This window comes from Brevibacterium sp. FAM 24630 (assembly GCF_049804075.1).
GTDB lineage: Bacteria > Actinomycetota > Actinomycetes > Actinomycetales > Brevibacteriaceae > Brevibacterium.
On record NZ_JBNBZD010000011.1, the window covers coordinates 1 to 20,763 of the forward strand.

Consider the following 20,763-nt stretch of genomic DNA (forward strand, 5'->3'; position numbering starts at 1 on the left):
GCACCTGAGAGGTGCCCCTTTCTGTGTGGGATATGGAGACTTAGAACATCACCATTTTCCCAGTTCAGGAGGGGCATTTCCATTTCACGCGCGGCTTGATCCGGCTACTCGCATCGGTGGATCAAGGCTTAAGGCGCGCTTGCGCCGGTACTGCCACACAGCCCGCCACGCGTGGGGGAACTGTTCGGGAGTCCATACAGGTTCGCTCCGGCGATCGGTGCGGTGGGGATCAAGCGGTCTCTTCCCCCGCGGAGTCAGAGTATCGACGATCTGCCCGTCATCGGCGTGATCACCATTCCAAGCGAAGTGCGTTGCCAGATCACTCGGTGCTTTGGTCAATCGTGAACCGACGATGAATCTCAACCCGGCTTCATCCAGGGCATGCAGGTTCGCAGCTGAGAGCATTCCCGCATCAGCAACGACGACCATGTCCGATAACTGGTGGCGGGTTTGGAAGGCCTTCACGATCGGGATGATCGTCGCTGTTTCTGCCTTATTGCCCTCGTAGCAGCCGATCTCGAGTGGGAACCCGGTCCGGTCGACGAGGAGACCGACGACGATCTGTGGGTCAACACGACGTTCTTTCGAGTACCCGACCTTGCGCAGATCGTCTTCCTTCTCTGCCTCGAAATACAATGTCGTCGTGTCATAGAGGACAAGAGAGACATCCCCGTTGGTGGCTGCGTGGGTGAAACACGCGGTAGCGATGAGATCGCGGAACGCATTCGTGTGGGCTTTGCGCAGAGTCCGCTTCCTCGTGGAATGACTGGCAGTTGTGCGTCCGAGATCGGCTAAGACTCGGTCGGCGTCGAGGAGGCTGGTGGGTTCGACGATACGAGCGATGACGAGATCGCGGAAGACAACATCGTCGACGACATCGAATCCGAGACTGGTGTACACATCAGCTAAAGCCTCGTAGAGCACGTTGGCTGCTGACTTGATGACCCTAGCGCGCGGTATCCTGTCCGGGCGTTTTCGGTCTGATTGTTCTGTGACCAGTAGCGCCGGTGACGGATCGGGAATCATGCGCGACTTCGCCACGGTCGGGGTCAGGCCCAGGTCGAGTGTTCCCTGCCGGTCATCAGCGAGGAGCGCTTCGGCTTGGGCGATGAGGAGGCCGAGTTCGGATTCGTCGCGGGCCGAGCCGAGGTGGCGGACGATGCGTCGGCGTCCACCGACTGACTCAGCGATCTGGACAGCAGTGGCACCGGATTTGGTGCGAACTCGTCTGATCCAGGCCATGCCCCGATTCTACCGACCCGAATTAGTGCCTTAACCGGGCACTAAACGACACCATCATCCCTGATCAGAGACTTCCGAGGTACCCGAAACTATGCAAGTGACCCAACTCAGGTGTTACGTGCCTACGCGATCGAGTCAAGACTGATCAGCGTGATGCCCTGGGGGCTGGCCCGGATGCGGTCGTTGGATGAGGACACCGAGGTTCGGATCCCACCGATCGAGCAGGAAGGCCTGCGGGACGCCTCACAGGCACGGCAGCGCGCCGTGGTCAGCTGACTCATGCCCGGCAAAGAATCAACGCGATGATCCTCCGCCACGGTCTGTGGTATGCGAAAGACGCGAAGCGGACCGGGGTCCACCACGATTGGTTCACAGCTCTCGTCGTCGAAGCCGAGCAGCAGGCTCCTATTATCGATGCTCTGATGTGTTTCCGCGGAATCTCAGTTGTTACCGGCTTCGGGCTGGCCGTAGCGATCGGGGACTGGACGAGGTTCACTGGGTCGACGATCGGATCCTATCTGGGGCTGACCCCATCGGAGCATTCGAGCGCGCAGTCTCGGCCGCAGGGGCCGATTACGAAGGCCGGAAACACGTATGCGAGGAGGCTGCTCATCGACGCTGCGTGGTCTCATGCTCGCCCCTATTCTCGCCCGGGTGTCAGACTGTTGAGACAGTTCGAAAAGGTGGACACGCCGACCAGGACCAGGGCGATTGAAGAGAATCAGCGGTTGTGCCGGGTCTGGGCGAATTTCGATGCCCGCGGAAAGCGACGTGTAAAAGCGGCCTCTGCTGTAGCGAGAGAATTGGCTGGATGGTGCTTGGTCCGTGGCCGCGCCACTGCAGCTATATCTGGCTGATCCCGAGGGACAGGGGCCCGGACGAGGTGAGTCACCATAATCGTGCTCTGCGGTAGGGGCAGTGGTTCGAGACAGCATCCAGAAGCTGATCTGAAACGGCACTATGGGCAGCCTGGTCAACTGGCCCGGTGACGCCTGATTTTAGACCACCGCAAGCTCCGCTTCGACTGATCGTCATGAGGTAGCCAGCCCTCGAATATCAGTCTGGCCATGTGAGTCGACAATGGCGCGCCCGAACCACAACCCTACCGCGGTGGTACTCTTCCGTGCCCGGAGATGTGGGCGTTGAATCCGGGAAATATTGTTCTGCCTCTTGAGACCGAAACCTACATATCAGTGTCCACGATGCCCTGAGGTTGCACCCCGCTAAGTGGTATGTCTGATATACGGACTGGGCGAGGGGCCCCTTCAAGACTGTGTGTTCACGGCCTGCGTGGTCTGCGGCACAGCGCACGGAGGTGCCGTCCGACGCGGTCAGAGTGAGTGGGGCGGTGTTCGTCCTGACCGCGTCACAGTGTGTGCTCAGCGGAGGCCGAAGAGCTTGCCGAGCGGCTTGCCGGACGACGAGGGCTCGGGCTTCGGCTCGGCCGGCTTCTCAGCGGGCTGTTCGGCCGGCCGGACCGGCGGCGGGGGAGGGAAGTCCTCGTCGGCGGGAGCCGCTTCGGTGACGGGTTCCGGTTCCGGGGCGGGAGCCTCGTCCTGGGCGGTGGCCTCCGCGGATTCTGCGGGAGCCTCGTCCTCGCCGTCGACGTTCTTGATGAGGGAGAGCTCGAACTCCAAGGTGAGCTTGTCGCTGACGAGCACGCCACCGGAATCGAGCTTCGTATTCCACGTCACGCCCCAGTCCTTGCGATCGATGCGGCGGGTGCCCTCGAGGCCGGCACGCAGGTTGCCGAACGGGTCGGTGTCGACACCGATGAGCTCAAGCGGGATCGACACGGTCTTCGTCATGTCACGGATCGTCAGATCACCGGTGACGATGTAGGAGCCTTCGTCCACCTCGTCGATGGCCGAGGAGACGAACCGGATCTCCGGGTAGGTCTCGACGTCGAAGAAGTCCGCCGAACGCAGGTGGTTGTCGCGGTCGGTGCTGCGGGTGTCGACGCTCGCGGTTTTGATGACGATCGTGGCGGTCGAGTCCGAGAGGTTCTCGGCGATGTCGGCCGAACCGGTCACGTCGTTGAACGCTCCGCGCACACGCGAGACCATCGCGTGACGGGTGGAGAAGCCCAGTCGAGAATGGGCGGGATCGATGTCCCAATGGCCTGTCAGCCCCGGTGTCTCTGTCATGGGGTCGCTCCTTCGGTTCCTCCGCGCTCCCGGGGGAGGCTGTCGTCATCGGGCGGACCACTCGAAAAGCGAGCGATCATTGAAATGGCAATTGCCTATGTAGTGTGACACGCGCGGTCGGGTGCGTGCCACCTAGGACCCATGACCAGCCCCGTCGAACCCGGACAGCTCGGGGAACAGAGACCAAACTCCGGCGCCGTCCTCGGAAGCTGTTGCGGCTCAGGAGCCGAAGAGTTCCGAAGTCGCGGCGTCATCCGATTCGACTCCGCGGTGTTCGGCCGCTGCTCTGACGACGATGGTTGAGCAGGGTGACTCCTCTGCTGTCGGAGGTGGTGACGGCACGCAGATCGGCGAGGATGGCAGGCCCCTCGGTGAGTCCTGCCAGGCGTGCGAGGCCGAAGGCTTGCGCATCTATCCGCCCGGGGTGAAATCGTCGGTCTTCGTGCCGCAGGACGGGTTTAGGGCCGCATCGTCCAATTCGGGAGCCGACGGCGCCAATCCCGAGAGGAAGACGCGGGCTTGGCGGATCAGATTCATTCCCATCCAAGACTCATCGTCCGAGAGCGGCTGCGCCAGCAGCGCCCCGAAGAAGATCACGTCATCGCTGGTGACGTCGGCTCGGATGGTGCGATCACAGCGGCCGCGCTCGAGGATCCGGCCAATGTCGGCGGAGATCTGTGCTCGCAACTCCTGCGCTTCGTGGCTGACTGCCTCCGGCCCTCCATGCAGCGGAAGGACGAGTTGGTCGCGATGGGCGATGGTGCGCAAGAGAAATTCCTCCACCCCAGCGATTGCCGGACCCGCGGAGGCGAGGACGTCCTCGACGATGGTGTGAACCAGTTCGAAGGATCGTTGGGTCAGCGCCGCCAGGAGCGCCTCGCGGGTCGGGTAGTTGCGATAGAGCGTGCCGACGCCCACTCCCGCGTCTCGAGCAATCGACGCCATCGGCACCTGGCGTCCTTCTCTCAGCATCGCAGCGACGGCCGCTGCCAGAAGACGTTCCTGGTTGGCCACCGCATCACTGCGCGACGGCGGTCGTCGCTCCGCAGAGGAACCGGCACTGCGGTCGGCAGCATCGCAAGCGATCACGCTTCCTGCCCTTTCAGCCAGGTGTGCAGATCCTGCACATCGGGCACGAGCTGCCGAGTCAGCGTCCAGTCGGCACGATACGCCGGAAGCCGAGTGAACCACGTGAACATCTTCTCCTGATCATCGTCGCCGAGCGCCTCGACCGGAACGGCTTCGTAGCGGGCAGGAACGGCCCACGCGGTGGAGAACGCGGACGCGATCTGCTCGCCGGTCAGTTCGTCTCCGGCGATCTCGACCGCCCCACCCGGGATGCTGTTGGGATCGATGAGAGCAGCAGCGGCGACTTGACCGATGTCGCGCACCGAGACCATCTGCAGAGGTATCCCCTCGGGCAACGGCAGGCGGACGACGAGGGTGCCCTCCTCCATGACGGGTTGGGAGAAGGTCGTGAAGTTGTCCATGAAGAACGTGGGCCGGATGAACGTCGTGCGCAGGCCCGACGCTTCGAAGAATTCTTCGACGCGTCGTTTGCTCTCGAAGTGGGGGACCCCTGTGGCACGTTCGGCTCCGCCGACCGAACTGAAGACCACCTGGTCGACACCGGCGTTGCGCATCGCGTCTGTGAGGATCTGTCCGTGCCTGACCTCTCCGTCCGGCCCGTCCGGGCCGGTGAAAGTCGTCATCGCAAAGACCCTGGGCGCACCGCGCAGAGCTTCGATGAGCGTGTCCGAGTCATTGAGGTCGGCGGTGACGAGCTCGGCACCGGCGCGGGCAAGCGATTGCGCGCGCTCCGCAGTGTGGTCGCGGACGAGCGCGCGCACTCTCTGTCCTCGCTCGAGCAGCGCCGAGACGACGGCGTTGCCCTGTCGTCCGGTGGCACCGATAACGACCAACCGGGGCGTCGCTTCTGGTCGATCCATTCGTGGTGATCATCAAGATCCCCTCCTTCTTCGTCTGCTTCCCCGGCTCCTCCGGGCTTAGACGGGCCAACGTCCTAAGCGGATGGAATATTCCGTTAATAAGATTCATCGTGTATGCGAGACGCTACGATCGACAATGATCCGATGTATTCGGACGAAAGCGTCCGCCGTGGTTATGTTACCTGGAGTCGGATTCCGGATGGACGGTGCGCACAAATCATTCAGGCAACATATAAGGCAGCTGATACGCTGAGGCCTCACCTGCCGCCGACGACCATGACCAGGAGAGGGTCGAGGGCGATGCCTGACGATTTCGGCCAACGACTGCCGTATCTCATGCGCAGGGTCAGCAATGCCCTTTCGCAGCGACTCGAACGCACACTGAAGGACTTCTCGCTCAATCAGTTCAAATTAGCCGCCCTGGCCCAACTCGGACTGTGCCATCCCGACGGCCTCTTAAGTTCGGAGCTCGGACAGCGGGCCGGAGTGACCGCCCAATCGATGTCAGCCGCTGTGGCAACGCTGCTCGAACAGGGCTTCGTGACACGCGCTCCACATCCTGACCACGGTCGCATGTCGAGAGAGTGCTCGAGTTCTATGCCTCCGAGGCGTTCAAGGCCGCTCTGCAGATCTGGACAGTCGGGGCGTCCGAGTTGGCCCTGAGGGAACGGATCAGGCCGCTGGAGGACACATTCGCTCGCGGAATCTATGACCAGGCCGTACGATTCCTCAATGCGGGTGTCTCCTATGAGCACACGCATCGCTTCATCCAGACGACGCTCGACCTCACCCGAGCTCTGGGTCTGGCCGACCTGCTCAGCGACGACTCGGCGAGGAGGAAGCGGATCGCGAATTCTGGGCCGGTGAGATGCGCTCGATCAGACAGCTACCCGAACAGCCGACCGACGACGCCGCGTCAGCGGCATCGCAGGATGTCTCGGAACGGACGAGGAAACCCTAGCCTCGGTCCGGAGGACTCTTACGTCCGTGCCTGTGAGTGGTACTCCGCGTTGGGGACGAGACCCAGTGCGCTGGAGACGCGGTTCGTCATGTTGAACATTCCGATGACCTGCACGGCCTCCATGATCTCGTGATCGCTCAGACCCGCCTCGCGCAGCGGCAGCAGGTCATCCTCGTCGACGCTTGCCGGCGCCTCGGTGAGCACCTCGGCGTACTCGGCCAATGCTCGCTGACGCTCGCTGAGATCCGCCTGGCGCCAATTGATCGCGACGAGCTCCGAGGTGGGCTGATCCTGCGAGAACTCGCGCAGGGCGGCACCATGTGAGACAGCGCAGTAGGTGCAGCCGTTGATCCCGCTGACGACGACACCGATCATCTCGCGCTCGGCATTGCTCAGATACCCCTCTTTGTTGACGAGCAGGTTGAAGTACTTCCACCAGGCGAGGAACTGGTCGCTGTTGAGCGCTTGAGCGCGGAAGACATTGGGCACAAAGCCCATCGCCTCTTCCGATTTGTCCCAGAGCTTGGTGACGCTCTCGGGAACCTGATCGCGGTCGGGGACGGAAAGGAAAGAGATCTTCTGTTCATCGCTCATACCGGCAGGCTAACGCATCTGCGGCACGGAATGAGAGGTGGATCATAATCTGATGAAGATCAGGGCAGAGACCGAAACCCAGTGCCAGTGGAGCAGCACTTCACCGTGATGGGCCTCGTCACCGGCTCCAGACAGTCTGAAAGAGCTGTAGAGTCTGACGACAGTGAGGCGCCGTTGCGGAGGTTCTATGCCGACTGAAGATTTCGAACCACCGGATCTTGCGAGACTGTTGGAGTCTCTGTATCCCGGTGTTCCACCGGAGGTGGCCATGCAGCTGCTGCGCGATGGGGGAGAAGGTGAAAACGTGCGAGCTGAGCCGGCAATCGGCCCGGTACCTGAGAACGTTCGGGGATTCCTCATCCGTGTGGACCTCCTCCACACCAAGCCTCCGGTGTGGAGGAGATTCGAGATCGCTGGAGACATCACGCTGGATCGCCTGCACGACGTTCTCCAAACCGTGATGGGCTGGACCGACAGCCACCTGCACAGTTTCCGAACCGGGACGGGTCCTGCTGCTGCGGCATTCGCCACCGAATTCGACCGCAGCGAGGCTGAAGAAGGACCATTCGAAGACGGCGTCCGCCTCGACCAGGTCATCGCCGAAGCAGGTGACCGGCTGTGGTACGACTACGACTTCGGTGACAGCTGGACGCATGTCCTGCGGGTCGAAGAAGTCAATGATGAGCCCCCTCCGGTTCCGGTCTGCACCGCGGGCCGGTTGGCCTGCCCGCCTGAGGACTGCGGGGGAGTCGGCGGCTACTTCGAGCTCGCCGAATGGGTTCGCAGCGATTTCAGCGACGATCTGCGTCCTGAGGTCTTCGACGATGTCGAAGACGGACTGATGTGGCTGCCCGAGAGCTGGCATCCTGATGTCTTCGACCTCACAGAGACCAATGAGCTGCTCACAGCCACCGTCGCTGAACCCGTTCCCGTTCCTGCTGAACTCGCGTCCCTGATCGAACAGGCGAAGACACACGGATCCAAGAGCCTGCGCACCGTCCTGGCGCTGCCGGCTTCGCACGGATCGACGGAACTCAGTGACAGCGAAGCAACCGAGCTGACTGCGCCGTACCGGATTCTGCTCGATATCCTCGGCGACGGAGCGCCCCTGACGGGTGCCGGATACCTCAAACCCGCGCTGGTCGAACAGATCGCCCGTAGAACCGGCATTGCGGACTGGTGGATCGGCAAGGCGAATCGCGAGGATCTGACTCCTCCGGTGGCGAACCTGCGCGCGACGGCCAAAGCCCTGGGACTGGTGGCCGTGCGCAAGGGGCACCTGACGCCGACGAAATCAGCTCGGGTGCTGGCCCGCGACTCACAGAGGCTGCTGCACCATATCGTTGACCGGTTACCACTGGGAAGGACCGACGCCGATCGGCACGCCGGCTGGGTCAGCCTCGCGGTCATCGGCAGTGAGACACCTGCTCATGCCCGTCGGGAGCGGATCAGTGAACTGATGTTCGACCTCGGCTGGCGAGACGGCCGAGACGGGATCGGTCTGCCTCCGGCATGGAATCCGACGCTCGACGTGCTCAGGGTGCTGAGCGGGGAACCGTATACGCGCCAGTCGGGGCACAGATCGGCTGTCAGCGCCGCAGCTCGGTCGGCGCTGCGCCCCTGACGGCGAGAACGAGCCGAAGCCCCCAGTGACTGGGGCTTTGCTGCTCCGCCTCGGCGAGGGTCACCGTTCGACGTTGCCGGCGAGGACCCCGATCAGGGTCAGGCCCATGGCGATGGCCAAAGCGACCGCCGAGGCGATGAATGCGGCGACGATATGTTCGCTCAATGCTGCGGCGACGAGGGCCGGGCCCGCAATCTGACCTAGGCTGTACCACGTCGTCAGCTTCGCCGAGGCATTCGCAACTCCCAGCTGTGTGCCGGTGCCGATCGTCATCATGACTACCCCGATGAAGGTGAACCCGAACAGTGCGGCCGCGATGAACAGGACGATCGGGGTGGAGCCGAAGACGGCGAGCAGAGCGCCGAAGACCTGGAGGCTGTAGCAGACGGTCAGCGATCTGACGGTGCCGATGCGGGCGGCGACTGCTGACCACGTCAGAGGAGAGGCTGCCGTAGCGATCCCGGCGATGAGCCACGTCGAGGCGGCTGCGGTTGCGCCGAAGACGGGACCGGCAAGGACGACGAGGTAGGTGCCGATGATGATGTAGCCGCCGCCTTGGAAGAAGTAGCCGGCCGACAGGAATGCCATCGCACGGTTGCGGGAGGCGTCGAAGGGCGTGGGGTCGGCGAGGGAGTCATCTGAGGTCGCGGCTGCGGGAGCTGTCTTGGGCTCGGGCTTTTTCGGGGCGGGAATCCGAGCTGGGATCGGCCAGGTCCAGGCGATGATGGAGAACACGGCGGAGACTCCCGCGCAGATGAGCCACAGCTGCCGCCAGTCGGCGAAGCTGCCGGCGGCGAGCACGATCGCCCCGGAGACGAGGATGCCGAAGCCGACCCCGCCGTAGGAGATGCCGCCGTCGCGGGGTCTGCGGGAGTTGACGGGAATGCGTTGGGTCACGCACACGAAGATCAGCCCCGAGGCGATGCCGGCGATGGTGCGGATGCTGCCCTGCCAGAGGAGATCCGGGGTCAGCGCCACCGCGGCCAACCCGACGGTGGAGACGATGAGGCTGAGACGGTAGACGAACCGGTTGGGTTCGACCCAGCCGCGAGCGATGACGAGGTTGCCGATGAAGTAGCCGACGTAGTTGAGTGTGGCGATCCACGCCCCGGGTGCAGAACTCCAATGGAGGGCTGCGACCATGAGCGGCAGCGCCGGAGTGTAGAAGAACCGGCCCATGCCCATCGCGACTGCGAGCCCGAGATTGCCGCGGATGGGTGTGAGGGTGGAATGGCCGGTGCTCTCGGACACAGTGGTACCTCTCATCAGGCGGCGTGATCTCTGCCCCTACGATGCCATGGCTTCGGGGCGGCCGCCTCGGCGGGTGACGATGCGGACATGGTCGCGTCGGTGCGGGCGGGCAGACGACGGCTGGTGATGGGGTGACTGCCGCTGTGCAAGTTGTCGAATCCTCCCGAACAGGGCAGAGTGAGAGCCGTGAAAATCAGGGGGAGCGTGAGAAGCGGTGCCATCGCGCTCGCCCTCCTGGTGGCTGGGTGCTCTGGCTCGGACGGTTCATCGCCTGCCACGGATGCGACCCCGGAGCCGAGTCCGACCCCGACGGAATTCGAGCAGTCGTTTGCCGACACCGTTATTGGTGAGGCTGCCACGGTCACCGCGACGGTCGACAGGTTGGGTCCCGGTCTCACCCCAGACAACATCGGGGTCTCCTTCGAAGCCACCGATCTCGCAGACCCGCGACTTGATCCGGCGAATTCCAACCTCGACGAGCAGTTGAAGTCGCTCGGGTCTCCGGCGCTGCGGTTCGGTGGCAATGCCCTGGACCGGAGGACGTTTTGGACATCGAAGAGGGAGGAGCCGAAGCACGACGAAAAGGTCACCGTCACCCCCGATGACCTCAAGCGGCTGAAGAAGCTCGTCGATGGCACCGGTTCCACCGTTACTCTAGGTCTTCCGCTGGGAACATACGACCCGGACCGCGGGGCCGATATGGCCGCGCACGCGGTCGACATCCTCGGCGATTCACTGGTGGGTCTGGCGATCGGCAACGAACCGAACGGATACACGGTCAAGGACGTTCCCGACGGGGCCGTGCGCGGCAAAGGATGGAATAAGGACAAATACGTCCAACAGCTCGAGGCGTATGCGAAGGCGATCCATAAGAAGGTCCCCGAGGCGCCGATCATCGGCCCCGACGTCTACGACGGGGCATGGATGGAGGCTTTCGCGGATTCGGACGTGAAGAAGAAAGCCGCGATCTCCCAGCACTGGTATCAGCTCTACGAATGCGACTCTTCGACGGTGCCCGGTCGCGGCCCGCAGGCGGAGAACCTCATCGATCCCCTGGCGAAAAAGGCGGCGAAGAAGAACCTCGGCATCGGTAAGGACAAGGCTGACGCAGCAGGCCTGCCGCTGTGGCTCGAAGAGACCGGACCGACGAGCTGCCCGGGTACGAACGACACCTCACTGACGAACGCCTCGGCCCTGTGGGCGGCCGACTACACGATGTATGCGGCGACGCTCGGTGTCGAACGCATGGCCATGCACTCGATGCTCGGAGCCTGCAGCGGGGGAGCCCCGATGTCGCTCGTCTGCGACCCTGCCGACCACGGGCAGGCGTCGGATGAGTTCCGAGTGCGTCCGAACGCGCTCGGGTTGCGGCTGCTCGTGCCCAGCCTCGGCGGACAATTCACGAAATCCACGGTCAGGGGCGGCGGGAACATGACTGCTTACACCGTGGTCAAGAACGACGGCCACACCCTCGTGACGACGGTGATCAATGCGAATGACGCCGGGAAAGTCGGCGGGAATCCGGTGACACTGTCGATGCCTTCGGGGTTCGCTGTCGATTCGGCCACGCAGGTGTATGGGGCCTCGAATGATGTGAAGAGCGCTACGCGGGTGGTGCCTGCGAACCCGTTGCCGACTGATGTGCCGTTCAGTGGATCGATCGAGACTTCAACGGCAAGCACGTCTACGGACACCGACGACAGCGAACTGAACATCGACATCGCGGGAAGCTCCGTCACGGTGTTCATTATGAAGAAAGAGTAGATCCCGTTCAGTGCCCCAACGGCACGAGATGCCGGAAGGACTCGGGGAGACCTCGATGAGGGCGGGCAGCAGCGCCGGCTGGTGGTGAGTGCTGGGCTGCCCGAGGAAGCGGTCGGGTGGGGCCTTATCGCGTCTGACGGGGTCGGATCGTCGTGGCTCTTCGCTTTCGAACGGTCCTGGCTGAGCCAGGACCGCAATGTCCGTACCGGGAGTCGACCCTTTGGTGATATGGCGACTGCCTCGTGCTAAGTAATAATAACGAGTCCCACTTTGAGTAAAGGAGGGTGGTGCGCGTGGCGCAGTGACTCGATGACCCCGTCTCCGTGGCGCGAGCGGAATCGAAGATGCCAGCGGATCATGATGGCTGGGGCATGAATCATACCGGGACTCTCAGGTCAGCGACCCCTTCTATCATGACGGATGTTGGGGTTGCTCAAAAGGTGACCGGGGACGCGATGTCCGGGACACCAGAACCGCCGCTAACTTCCGTCCGCTGGTCTTCCGTGCTCGGCGGCAGTCTGCAGGACGGCGAGGAGTTCGGCGGCCGGGTCGGGTGCACGGCGTTCGCGGAGTGCCTGCAGCATGTGTCTCGTCTCGATGCGGCGCGATTTCTCGGTGGCCGCATGAGCGAGAGTTCGCTTCAGGACGGCCTTCGCGCCCGGTGTGAACGGCGGGCGCGCGCCACCTGCGGCCGACTTCAACAAGCCGAATGCCGCGGCATCGACGCCGATCGCGGTCAGCGCCTCGCGATCGAGCCCATCGGCCGCGCACCGGGCTGCCTCCAGGCTTGCGCCGACTTCCGTCGTGATCGCGGAGTCATGCAGGATGCCGATGAGGAGGTGGCCGGTGGAGACCTTCCGGTCGCCTCGGCGACCCGATTCCTCGACCGCGCGGTGCATCGCCTGGCGCGCCTGCGCGGCGAATTGCTCAAACATGTCGATCCTGTTTCCCGTGCTTGGTGTGGACAGACTGGCGGGTGACCCCGAGCGCTTCGCCGATCTGCTCCCACGACCACCCGGCACCGCGCGCCGCAGCGACGTAGGTCGCCTCGACGCGCTCGGCCAGCCGATGCAGGGCCGCGACCGCCCGCAGCCCCGTCGCGGGATCCGTGGCCTCGACCTCGGCGGCGATCTTATTCGCATCCATGCCGTCAGTTTGTCTTGACACGACACCCATGTCAAGTCAGACTGACAACTATGTCAATCCAGACTGACAGATCCTTACATGACGTGGTCGTGGCCGGCGCAGGACCCACCGGTCTGCTACTGGCCGCAGAGCTCGCCGCCGCGGGCTCTCGCCCGCTCGTGATAGAGGCCTCGACCCACCCGAGCGAAATGCCGAAGGCGAACGGCGTCGTGGGACGAGCAGCGGTGGAGCTGCGTCGCCGCGGCTTGCTGAACGGGTCGCGTCTGCGCGTGGTCCGGCCGCGGCGGTTCGGCTACGGCCCGTTCACCCTGAACCTCGGTTTGCTTCGCAGTCCCCTGCACATCCTCCCTGTTCCGCAGCGCCGACTCGAGGAGCAGCTCGAGCTCTGCGCAGTCGCCCGCGGCGTCACCATACTGCGCGGGCATGAACTCATCGGGTTCGAACAGGATGACACCCACGTCACGGTGCGCGTATCGGCAGCAGGGTCCGAGAGCGAGCTGCGCACTCGCTATCTCGTCGGATGCGACGGTGCGCACAGTCGGGTTCGGAAGCATCTCGGCATCGCCTTCCCAGGCGTGACGGACTCATCCATTACCCGGATCGCTCGCATCACCATCGCGACCGGAGCCGTCGTCCGTGACCGGCGCGGCATCGACATCCGCGGTGTCGGATGGTTGTCACTGTTCCGGCCGAACCTCACCCCACACGGCTCGGTCACGATCGCGCCCGTGCACGCCTTCGACCCCTCCGCCCCGGCGGGCCTCTACACCGTCAGAACGCACGAACCGCGAGGCGACACCGCAGCCACCGACGAACTCAGCACAGACGCGCTGCGGGCCAGCCTCCGCCGGATTCTCGGCACCGAACTGCCGTTCTTTGACGCACACGCCGCACGCAGCGTCATAGCCAACAGTCGCCAGGCCGAGCACTACCGTTCCGGACGCGTCTTCCTCGCCGGTGATGCCGCGCATGTCTTCAGTGCTGGGGGCTCTGCCCTCAACGTCGGGCTCGCCGACGCTATCGCACTCGCCGAGCGACTCGCCGTCGCCCTTCACGCCGATGCCGACCTCAGCCGGCTCGATGGCTATCAGGGCGAGCGCCATCCGGCCGGCAGGCGCGCGCTGGCCGTCACACGCGTCCAGCATGCCCTCGAGACGGCCGGCGAGAGCGGCGACGCGCTGCGGGGCATGTTCGAGGTGCTGCTGCGTGATCGTACGGCTGCGCGCCGCATCGCGATGCTTATGGAAGGCTGAGTCGACGACCCCACCACAAGGCACGAGCACGCCGGAATCTGCCTCGCCGCGACACCCCTTGTCCCACCAGTAACCTGAGCAGCACGTCCTGAATGCCGATTGCAGTGCTGGCCGGACAACAGCAGTCAATCGCACCTTCGAGGGTTTCTCTGTTGTTCAATGCACTCTGCAGCGTATCGCCGACCAGCCCCCGATCCGCCTCGATCACAGGTCGATGATCGTCGCCAAATACAAGGTGAAGTCGACTCTGTCGTTCTTTTCTGCTGGGCAGTTGCTGCGGAGTGGATGGCATCTCAGGTGCCATCGCCGGCCAGTCGGCGGTGCCACATGGCCCTCGCTACTCGCAGACGCCCTTGATGTACCTATTGGCGAGCAGAATGAGCTACTGCTCATGGGCGGCTTCGCGCCGAGGCATTCCGAACGAGACTTCGACGATGAGCAGCTCTTGTCTGTCATGGCCAAGTCTGCGTAACCTGCTCGACGCGCACGAACCGAATCCGGCGTTGCTCTTGGACGACCACTGGGAGGTCGTCGACTCCAATCGGCCGGTCGATGTGCTGCTTGCCGGTTGCCATCCGGATATGCTCACGCCACCGATCAATGTGATCCGGTGGACGTTGCATCCTCGGGAGCCGCACCGCGAATGTGAAACCTGGCCACGTGGCGTCAGCATCTGCTGCACCTGCTTGAGCGGTGCTTTGTTCGCTCAGGCGGCAATTCCCGGTTACGCGAGCTGCTTGCAGACGTCATCGAGTACTCGGGAGATGGGTGCCCAGTGAAATGCCCGTCGATCCCGCTGTGCTGCTCGAGCTGGTGAACGAGCGACGGCACTCTCTGACTGTCAGCGTGTCCAGCCGAATTGAGGGACTCGCCGATATCACGCTCCACTCGCGTCCATTGGAGACCTTCATGTCGGCAGGCGAAGGCACCCGGCATTACCGGTCAGGGCTGTTGCGGACCGAGTGGACCCAGCCTCCGCCGGGTGATCCGTAAGTGGGCCCGTCGATGCTGTCGACAGCCAAGGCGAGATAGCGGTCGAGAAGCTTAGGCCCGACTCTTGCCGCCTCATCGAGCTCGAGATCTGCGAGATGGAGAGAAAGTCCGTCCACCACTGACTGCAGGAGCACCGCATCGGCGTCGAAGTCGTGGTCGACGACGGCGGTGCTCTTCTCCGTGTGGACGGGCAGGCCCCGCCGTGCGCGGATGACGCCTGAATAGAGTTCATGCAGTTTTATGCTCGTCTGCCGTTTCAGGTCAGCGAGCAGCGGGTCCGTGTCAGCGTGGGCGACGAACGCGAGCCAGACTGCGTGTTCCCGTCGTCGATCGGCGCTCAGCGGCAGCAGATCCAGCAAGATTCTTCCGGTCCACTCGCGGACTTCACCCCACCGGGGAATATCGACGAGGCGTTTCTCCACCTGCGTTGATGTCCATTCCATGGCGTAGCGAATCATCTCGGCGCGAGTCGGGAAGTAATGCTGCACCGTTCCTCCACTGACCCCCGCCTCGGCGGCGACCGCCCGCACGCTGACCCCCGTGATCCCTTCTCGAGCGACGACTCGGGTGAGGGCATCGGCCAATCTGTGTTTGCCATCTCTTGTATCAGTCATACGGACATTATACAGTCGTATGACTGACCAATACAGACGTAAGGTGATTTCATGAATCAGATGCCAGCTCTGACCACGAGTGGCAATAAGTCTCCGGGATTAGGTGATCGGCGTCTGGCGACCCTTTGGATTGCGACAGCCGGCGCCGTTGTGCTGCACAATATCGAAGAGTGGCTGTTCGATATGACCGGCTGGGTCGCTGCGCACCCCGGGCTTCCGGGGCGCGCATTGCATGGAGATCAGGTCCAATTTGAAGTCGCTCTGGTCATCGTTACGGCGACTGTTCTCATCCTCGCCGCCACCGCTGTCGCCTTTCGGCCGCGCTGGAGTGCCGAGGCACTGGTGTACGTCGCTCATGCGATCGTCATCAATGGCGCAAGCCATGTTCTTCTGAGCATACTGACGTGGAGCCTGATGCCCGGAGTCATCACCGGAGTCATCATGCTGCTGCCAGTCGGGGCCCTCGTCATTCACGTTCTGCCGTCCCCGCGATGGACGATTTCGAGCGTCATCATGACGGTGGTCGCCGCCGTGGGAATTGCAGTGGGAGCGCTCGCTCTGGCCTCTGTATTCACGGGTGTGAAATGAACCTGCCCATTCCCATGGCCAGCACCATCCCGAGCGCACCGAGGAGAGCGACGGGGCCGGTGCGGCCGGCTGTGCCGAACTGCAATGCCTCCTCGACCGTGGCGAGGTCTTTGCTGCCACCCGGCAACTCTATGTGTCTTCGCGCGCCTGCGCCTGCCGGTCTCACGGGTGCTGGTCGGCCGCCTCGGCGACGGCGCAGAGGAACAACACGGGTGCCGACCCTCCCACGACAGGGCAGTGCCGGCACCCGTGTCAGGTCACCTTGACGGTGCTGGTTCGCGTCGTCAGCCGGCCGCGGGAACCATCTGCTTCTCGTCCGGTGCGGGGGCGCTCGCCGTCTCCGCCGGACCATGTGCATCGGGCTCGAGCGAGAGCTCATCGAACGGGTTCTGACCGGACAGCGTGGCGCGGGCGACATCGAGGTCGATCTCGTTCGTCCACTTGCCGATGAGCAGGGTTGCGACAGCGTTGCCGGTGAAGTTCGTCAGGGCGCGGCACTCGGACATGAACTTGTCGATGCCGACGATGACGCCCATACCTTCGAGCAGCTCGGGACGGTGTGACTGCAGACCGGCGGCCAGGGTGGCCAGGCCCGCACCGGTGACACCGGCGGCACCCTTCGACGCGATGATCATGAACACGAGCAGCGAGATCTGCTCGGGGATCGACATCGGCATACCCATGGCCGAGGACACGAACAGAGAGGCCATGGTCAGGTAGATCGCGGTGCCGTCGAGGTTGAACGAGTAGCCGGTGGGAACCGTGATGCCCACGACCGGTTTCGAGACACCGGCATGTTCCATCTTCGCGATCAGACGCGGCAGAGCCGACTCCGACGACGAGGTGGAGAAGATGAGCAGGAACTCTCGCGCCAGGTACTTGAGCAGCAGGAAGATGTTGAGCCCGGTGACGACCTTGAGCAGCCCGCCGAGGACGATGACGATGAACAGGGCGCAGGTGAGGTAGAAGGCGCCCATGAGGGTCGCCATCGCACCGATCGCGGCCCAGCCGGTGGCACCGACGACCGCAGCGATCGCACCGAAGGCACCGACGGGAGCGGCCCACATGATCATCATCATGAGTTTGAAGACCACGGCCTGGATGTGCTTGATGCCGGTGAGCACCGGCTCGCCGGCCTTGCCCATCGACTGCAGCGCGAAACCGACGAGGAGCGCGAGCACGAGGGTCGGCAGGACCGGGATGTCACCGGGGATGAGGCTCATGAGGAACTCGACGGTCGCGTTCTCCCCGCCGCCCGAGGACTCCTCATAGGGGGTGATGTGCAGACCGGAACCGGGGTGGATGAGGTTGCCGACGACGAGGCCGATGACCAGAGCAAAAGTCGCCATGACGAGGAAGTAGATGAGCGCCAGACCGCCGACCTTGCCGACGGTGGCCGCCCGCGCCACCGAACCGACGCCGAGGACGATGGTGCAGAAGATGACCGGGGCGATGATCATCTTGATGAGTGCCACGAATGCTGTGCCCAAGGGCTTGAGCGCGATGCCGGCTTCGGGGGCGATGAGCCCGATGGCGGCGCCGGCGATGACCGCGACGATGACCATGATGTAGAGCCAGTGTGTCCGGTCCTTCTTCCGCTGCGGTGCACCCGATTCGGGGGTGCTCGCAGCGGCGGCGATCTCCTTGTCGAAGGAGCCGCTTTCCTGGTGTGGCGACGTTGCCATGATTCCTCCATCTGCTTCTTCGCAACCGCACCCGCCAGCGGGCGTGATTGCACGCGACTGCTGGCCGCGGTGGTGATGTACGCGACAACTCTGTCAGCGGATGTGACCGGTGTCTCGGTTGCGTTCATAGTGTTCACGCAAGGAGTGACGCGAGCACCGAGGCGGCGAGCAGGCGGGGAGGATCAGGTGTGCGGCGTGTCTTTCTGCGGCTTTTCGACGTGGGCAGGCGCGTCCGCCTGTTCGAGGGTCTTGCGGGCGATCGGACAGGTGATGATGAGCTTGAGCCGTCTGCCTTTGACGTCTTCGACGGCCCTGCGCATGAGTTCCCGGCGGTGGCGATCGGCCTGTGTGGATTCGATGGCTTCGCAGTAGATGAACATGACCTCGTTGGCGTCACGCTCGAGCTTGTAGTGGAGTGCGGCGACGAGCTGACCGGGAAGGTAGAGGTCGTACTTCGAGGACTCCTGGTTGTTGAGCAGTGTGTACATTCGCGGCTCCTTGAAGGCGAGGATCGAGGGGGTCTGCGTAGGTGTGCGGTGACGTTGAACGGGTGCTCACCAGTCGGGCTTCATCGGCACCGAGGCGGCAGCGGCGGGCAGGTCGGCGAGGAAGGTCTTCGCCCAGTCGCGCGTCGTGTGCGGCGACAATGTCGGCCATCGCATCGATGTGGGTGTGGTTCCCCTCGGCGGCGATCTCGGCGGCCCGACGGATCGCGTCTTTGAGTCCCGCCCGGTCGTAGGGGTTGACGATCACGGCTTGGGCCAGCTCATCGGCGGCGCCGGCGAACTCGGACAGCACGAGGGCACCGGCCCGACCGCGACGGGCAGTGACGAACTCCTTGGCGACGAGGTTCATTCCGTCTCGCAGTGAGGTCACGAGCAGCACATCGGCGGCCAGGTGCAGCGCCACGGCGATATCGGTCGAATAGGAGCGATGCGAGTAGTCGATGACATTGCGGCCGAGGGTGGAGAACCGGCCGTTGATGCGCCCCACCGTGTGTTCGACCTCGTCGCGCAGCTCCTGGTAGGCGGGGACGCCTTCTCTCGAGGGCACGGCGACTTGGACGAGGCATGTCGTCGCCGGATCGACGAGGCCGTCATTGAGCAGCTCCTCGAAGGCGAGCAGCCGGTGAAGGATCCCCTTCGAGTAGTCGAGCCGATCGACGCCGAGCATGAGCACATCGGGGTCGCCGAGATCCTTGCGGATGCGCCGAGCGGCCGCCTGCACCGACGGGGACTGCGCGGCAGTCCGGATCTTGTCGACGTCGATCGACGTCGGATAGGAGCCGATGTGCTTATCCATCTGCTCGGGGTCTGTGCCCAGGAGTCGATGCAGGCCACGGCGGAAGTTGAAGGCATCGTCTTCGCGTTGGAAGCCGATGACATCGGCACCGAGGATGCCGTTGAGGATCTCGTCCCGCCATGGCAACTGTGCCAGCTGCTCAACGGGCGGGAAGGGAATGTAGTCGAAGAATCCGATGCGGACGTCGGGACGCTGGGCGCGGATCATCTCGGGCACGAGCTGCAGGTGGTAGTCGTGGACCCACACCGTGGCATCAGGAGCTGCGGCATCGACGACGGCCTGCGCGAATCGGGCATTGACGTCCCGATACGCTCGCCACCACGAGCGATGGATCTGAGGAGCGACGAAGAGGCCGTGGTGCAGAGGCCAGAGGGTGGCGCTGCAGAAGCCCTCGTGATAACGACGATGCTCGTCGACGCTCAGCGGAATCGGGATGAGCCGCATGTCGTCGAAATCGAACGGTGTGCCATCGCCGTCATGCGATCCGGTCCAGCCGATCCACGCGCCACGGTGGTCGCGGACGACGGGCGCCACGGCTGAACTCAAACCGCCGAGGGAGAACTCCCATGTCCCGTCATTGCGATCCACGGGGAGGCGATCGGCCACCACGATGAAGGAGTGCTTTTCGGAATCCGGCATCTCTACTCCTCTGTAGTGGTCGAACGGGCGCGTGGCGGCTTGTCGGCCAGCCGTGTTTACGCTGTAATCAAATTAGCAGAGAGATTTACGGGCACGCAATGTCGATGGTCGCCGACCGCCTCGCTGACCTCGACGTCGACCGCGTGCTCGACAGTGTCATCTCTGCGGTGGATCGGGATGGGTGGGTTCGGGGTCTGAATGGTGCGGTGGTAGCTTAGGGCCTCGTGCAGTGTTTACAGTGTAATCAGATTCAAAGAACTTCTCTCGACGTGACTTCTCATCCGAGTAGACTGGTCGTGCAAACCGTCCGGTCTGCGTCATCTCCAGCAGGGGAAGGAAGGTGCACGTGGTTCAGCAGCGACTCGATCGTGCCCAGGTCGTCGAGTCGGCGATCGCCTTCGTCGACGCCTGCGGTCTCGATGAACTCACGATGCGTCGCCTCGGAACTGCCTTGGACGTAGAGGCGATGGCGCTGTATCGGCACGTTTCCGGGCGTGCGGACCTGCTCGAAGCGATGGTCGATGAGCTCATCGACGGACTCTTCGATGACGAACTCATGACAGAGGACTCCCAGTCCTGGGAGGAGTACCTGCAGCGGGTCGCCAATGCCACGCGCAACCTGGCCTGCGCGCATCCGCGGATCTTCCCGCTCATCGCGACGCAGCCGCCGGAGGCTCCCTGGCTCCGTCCTCCTCTGCGCAGCGTGCGCTGGGTCGAGGACTTCCTGTCGTCGCTGTTGCGCTTCGGCTTCTCCGATGCGCAGGCCGTGGCCGCCTACAAAGCCTTCACCAGCTTCCTCGTCGGAGCCCTGCTGCTCCAGGTCGCGTCGACGGCCCCCGAGGTCCTGGGGGAGGAGGGCGAAAGCCATTCCACGGATCTTGCCGAACACCCGACTGTGCAGCGTCTGCAGAACCTGCTCATGGAAGACCACGCCCAGCGCGAGTTCGACGACGCCCTCGACGATCTCATCGAACGGATCCGCATCAGTACGCAGAGCTGAGGCTGTGGCGC

General features: G+C 63.7%; 20 protein-coding genes and 1 pseudogene. 9 read left to right on the forward strand and 12 right to left on the reverse strand.

Going from position 1 to position 20,763, the window contains the following annotated elements:
• Positions 1–132: 132 nt before the first annotated feature.
• Positions 133–1,242, reverse strand: a pseudogene (locus ACPUD7_RS09885) (IS1634 family transposase); the annotation flags it as partial.
• Positions 1,243–1,392: 150 nt separating this feature from the next.
• Here ACPUD7_RS09885 and ACPUD7_RS09890 point away from each other — a divergent pair.
• Positions 1,393–1,518, forward strand: coding sequence for a hypothetical protein (locus ACPUD7_RS09890; protein WP_425119783.1), 126 nt, complete (start codon positions 1,393–1,395; stop codon positions 1,516–1,518).
• A 146-nt stretch (positions 1,519–1,664) separates the two neighbouring features.
• A complete protein-coding gene (locus tag ACPUD7_RS09895; protein WP_425119850.1) occupies positions 1,665–2,099 on the forward strand; it encodes a transposase in 435 nt (144 codons plus the stop codon).
• Between the two features lie 522 nt (positions 2,100–2,621).
• On the opposite strand, the gene ACPUD7_RS09900 is transcribed toward ACPUD7_RS09895, so the two are convergent.
• The 3 genes from ACPUD7_RS09900 to ACPUD7_RS09910 all read right to left on the reverse strand — a co-directional run bounded on the left by ACPUD7_RS09900 (position 2,622) and on the right by ACPUD7_RS09910 (position 5,338).
• Positions 2,622–3,389 (reverse strand): YceI family protein, encoded by a 768-nt coding sequence (locus tag ACPUD7_RS09900; protein WP_425119784.1) that lies wholly within the window; start codon positions 3,387–3,389, stop codon positions 2,622–2,624.
• 411 nt (positions 3,390–3,800) lie between these two features.
• The gene (locus ACPUD7_RS09905; protein ID WP_425119785.1) at positions 3,801–4,403 is read right to left on the reverse strand and encodes a TetR/AcrR family transcriptional regulator; all 603 of its coding nucleotides are present in this window, start codon (positions 4,401–4,403) and stop codon (positions 3,801–3,803) included.
• 71 nt (positions 4,404–4,474) lie between these two features.
• On the reverse strand, positions 4,475–5,338 hold the full coding sequence (locus ACPUD7_RS09910; RefSeq protein ID WP_425119786.1) for an NmrA/HSCARG family protein: 864 nt from the start codon (positions 5,336–5,338) through the stop codon (positions 4,475–4,477).
• Positions 5,339–5,674: 336 nt separating this feature from the next.
• Between ACPUD7_RS09910 and ACPUD7_RS09915 the strand changes: the two genes are divergently transcribed.
• Positions 5,675–6,001, forward strand: coding sequence for a MarR family winged helix-turn-helix transcriptional regulator (locus ACPUD7_RS09915; protein WP_425119851.1), 327 nt, complete (start codon positions 5,675–5,677; stop codon positions 5,999–6,001).
• A gap of 316 nt (positions 6,002–6,317) precedes the next feature.
• Here ACPUD7_RS09915 and ACPUD7_RS09920 read toward each other — a convergent pair whose 3' ends face one another.
• Positions 6,318–6,893: a peroxidase-related enzyme gene (locus tag ACPUD7_RS09920; protein WP_425119787.1), complete on the reverse strand. Its 576-nt coding sequence runs from the start codon at positions 6,891–6,893 to the stop codon at positions 6,318–6,320.
• A 187-nt stretch (positions 6,894–7,080) separates the two neighbouring features.
• Between ACPUD7_RS09920 and ACPUD7_RS09925 the strand changes: the two genes are divergently transcribed.
• On the forward strand, positions 7,081–8,517 hold the full coding sequence (locus ACPUD7_RS09925; RefSeq protein ID WP_425119788.1) for a plasmid pRiA4b ORF-3 family protein: 1,437 nt from the start codon (positions 7,081–7,083) through the stop codon (positions 8,515–8,517).
• 60 nt (positions 8,518–8,577) lie between these two features.
• On the opposite strand, the gene ACPUD7_RS09930 is transcribed toward ACPUD7_RS09925, so the two are convergent.
• The gene (locus ACPUD7_RS09930; protein WP_425119789.1) at positions 8,578–9,768 is read right to left on the reverse strand and encodes a YbfB/YjiJ family MFS transporter; all 1,191 of its coding nucleotides are present in this window, start codon (positions 9,766–9,768) and stop codon (positions 8,578–8,580) included.
• Positions 9,769–9,954: 186 nt separating this feature from the next.
• Here ACPUD7_RS09930 and ACPUD7_RS09935 point away from each other — a divergent pair, with 186 nt between their 5' ends.
• Entirely contained in the window at positions 9,955–11,532 is a 1,578-nt protein-coding gene (locus ACPUD7_RS09935) for a hypothetical protein (RefSeq protein ID WP_425119790.1), read from the forward strand.
• 479 nt (positions 11,533–12,011) lie between these two features.
• Here ACPUD7_RS09935 and ACPUD7_RS09940 read toward each other — a convergent pair whose 3' ends face one another.
• Both ACPUD7_RS09940 and ACPUD7_RS09945 read right to left on the reverse strand, forming a co-directional pair.
• On the reverse strand, positions 12,012–12,467 hold the full coding sequence (locus tag ACPUD7_RS09940) for a Clp protease (protein ID WP_425119791.1): 456 nt from the start codon (positions 12,465–12,467) through the stop codon (positions 12,012–12,014).
• Positions 12,460–12,678, reverse strand: a complete 219-nt coding sequence (locus ACPUD7_RS09945; protein ID WP_135542204.1) for a helix-turn-helix domain-containing protein — start codon at positions 12,676–12,678, stop codon at positions 12,460–12,462. Before ACPUD7_RS09945 ends, ACPUD7_RS09940 begins: the two co-directional genes overlap by 8 nt.
• 50 nt (positions 12,679–12,728) lie before the next feature.
• Here ACPUD7_RS09945 and ACPUD7_RS09950 point away from each other — a divergent pair, with 50 nt between their 5' ends.
• Both ACPUD7_RS09950 and ACPUD7_RS09955 read left to right on the forward strand, forming a co-directional pair.
• Positions 12,729–13,931: an FAD-dependent monooxygenase gene (locus tag ACPUD7_RS09950; protein ID WP_135542202.1), complete on the forward strand. Its 1,203-nt coding sequence runs from the start codon at positions 12,729–12,731 to the stop codon at positions 13,929–13,931.
• Positions 13,932–14,365: 434 nt separating this feature from the next.
• Positions 14,366–14,710 (forward strand): hypothetical protein, encoded by a 345-nt coding sequence (locus ACPUD7_RS09955; RefSeq protein WP_425119792.1) that lies wholly within the window; start codon positions 14,366–14,368, stop codon positions 14,708–14,710.
• A 156-nt stretch (positions 14,711–14,866) separates the two neighbouring features.
• Here ACPUD7_RS09955 and ACPUD7_RS09960 read toward each other — a convergent pair whose 3' ends face one another.
• A complete protein-coding gene (locus ACPUD7_RS09960) occupies positions 14,867–15,538 on the reverse strand; it encodes a TetR/AcrR family transcriptional regulator (RefSeq protein ID WP_135542197.1) in 672 nt (223 codons plus the stop codon).
• A gap of 51 nt (positions 15,539–15,589) precedes the next feature.
• On the opposite strand from ACPUD7_RS09960, the gene ACPUD7_RS09965 reads away from it, so the two are divergent.
• A complete protein-coding gene (locus tag ACPUD7_RS09965; RefSeq protein WP_425119793.1) occupies positions 15,590–16,126 on the forward strand; it encodes an HXXEE domain-containing protein in 537 nt (178 codons plus the stop codon).
• Positions 16,127–16,410: 284 nt separating this feature from the next.
• Here the strand turns inward: ACPUD7_RS09965 and ACPUD7_RS09970 are convergent, their stop codons facing one another.
• From ACPUD7_RS09970 to ACPUD7_RS09980, 3 genes are all read right to left on the reverse strand, one after another.
• Positions 16,411–17,811, reverse strand: a complete 1,401-nt coding sequence (locus tag ACPUD7_RS09970; protein ID WP_425119794.1) for a cation:dicarboxylate symporter family transporter — start codon at positions 17,809–17,811, stop codon at positions 16,411–16,413.
• Positions 17,812–17,993: 182 nt separating this feature from the next.
• The gene (locus ACPUD7_RS09975) at positions 17,994–18,299 is read right to left on the reverse strand and encodes a hypothetical protein (protein ID WP_135542193.1); all 306 of its coding nucleotides are present in this window, start codon (positions 18,297–18,299) and stop codon (positions 17,994–17,996) included.
• Positions 18,205–19,752, reverse strand: a complete 1,548-nt coding sequence (locus tag ACPUD7_RS09980; protein ID WP_425119795.1) for an alpha,alpha-trehalose-phosphate synthase (UDP-forming) — start codon at positions 19,750–19,752, stop codon at positions 18,205–18,207. The genes ACPUD7_RS09975 and ACPUD7_RS09980 overlap by 95 nt, the downstream gene beginning before the upstream one ends.
• A gap of 346 nt (positions 19,753–20,098) precedes the next feature.
• Here ACPUD7_RS09980 and ACPUD7_RS09985 point away from each other — a divergent pair, with 346 nt between their 5' ends.
• Positions 20,099–20,752: a TetR/AcrR family transcriptional regulator gene (locus ACPUD7_RS09985; protein ID WP_205683394.1), complete on the forward strand. Its 654-nt coding sequence runs from the start codon at positions 20,099–20,101 to the stop codon at positions 20,750–20,752.
• The last annotated feature ends 11 nt before the right edge of the window (positions 20,753–20,763 follow it).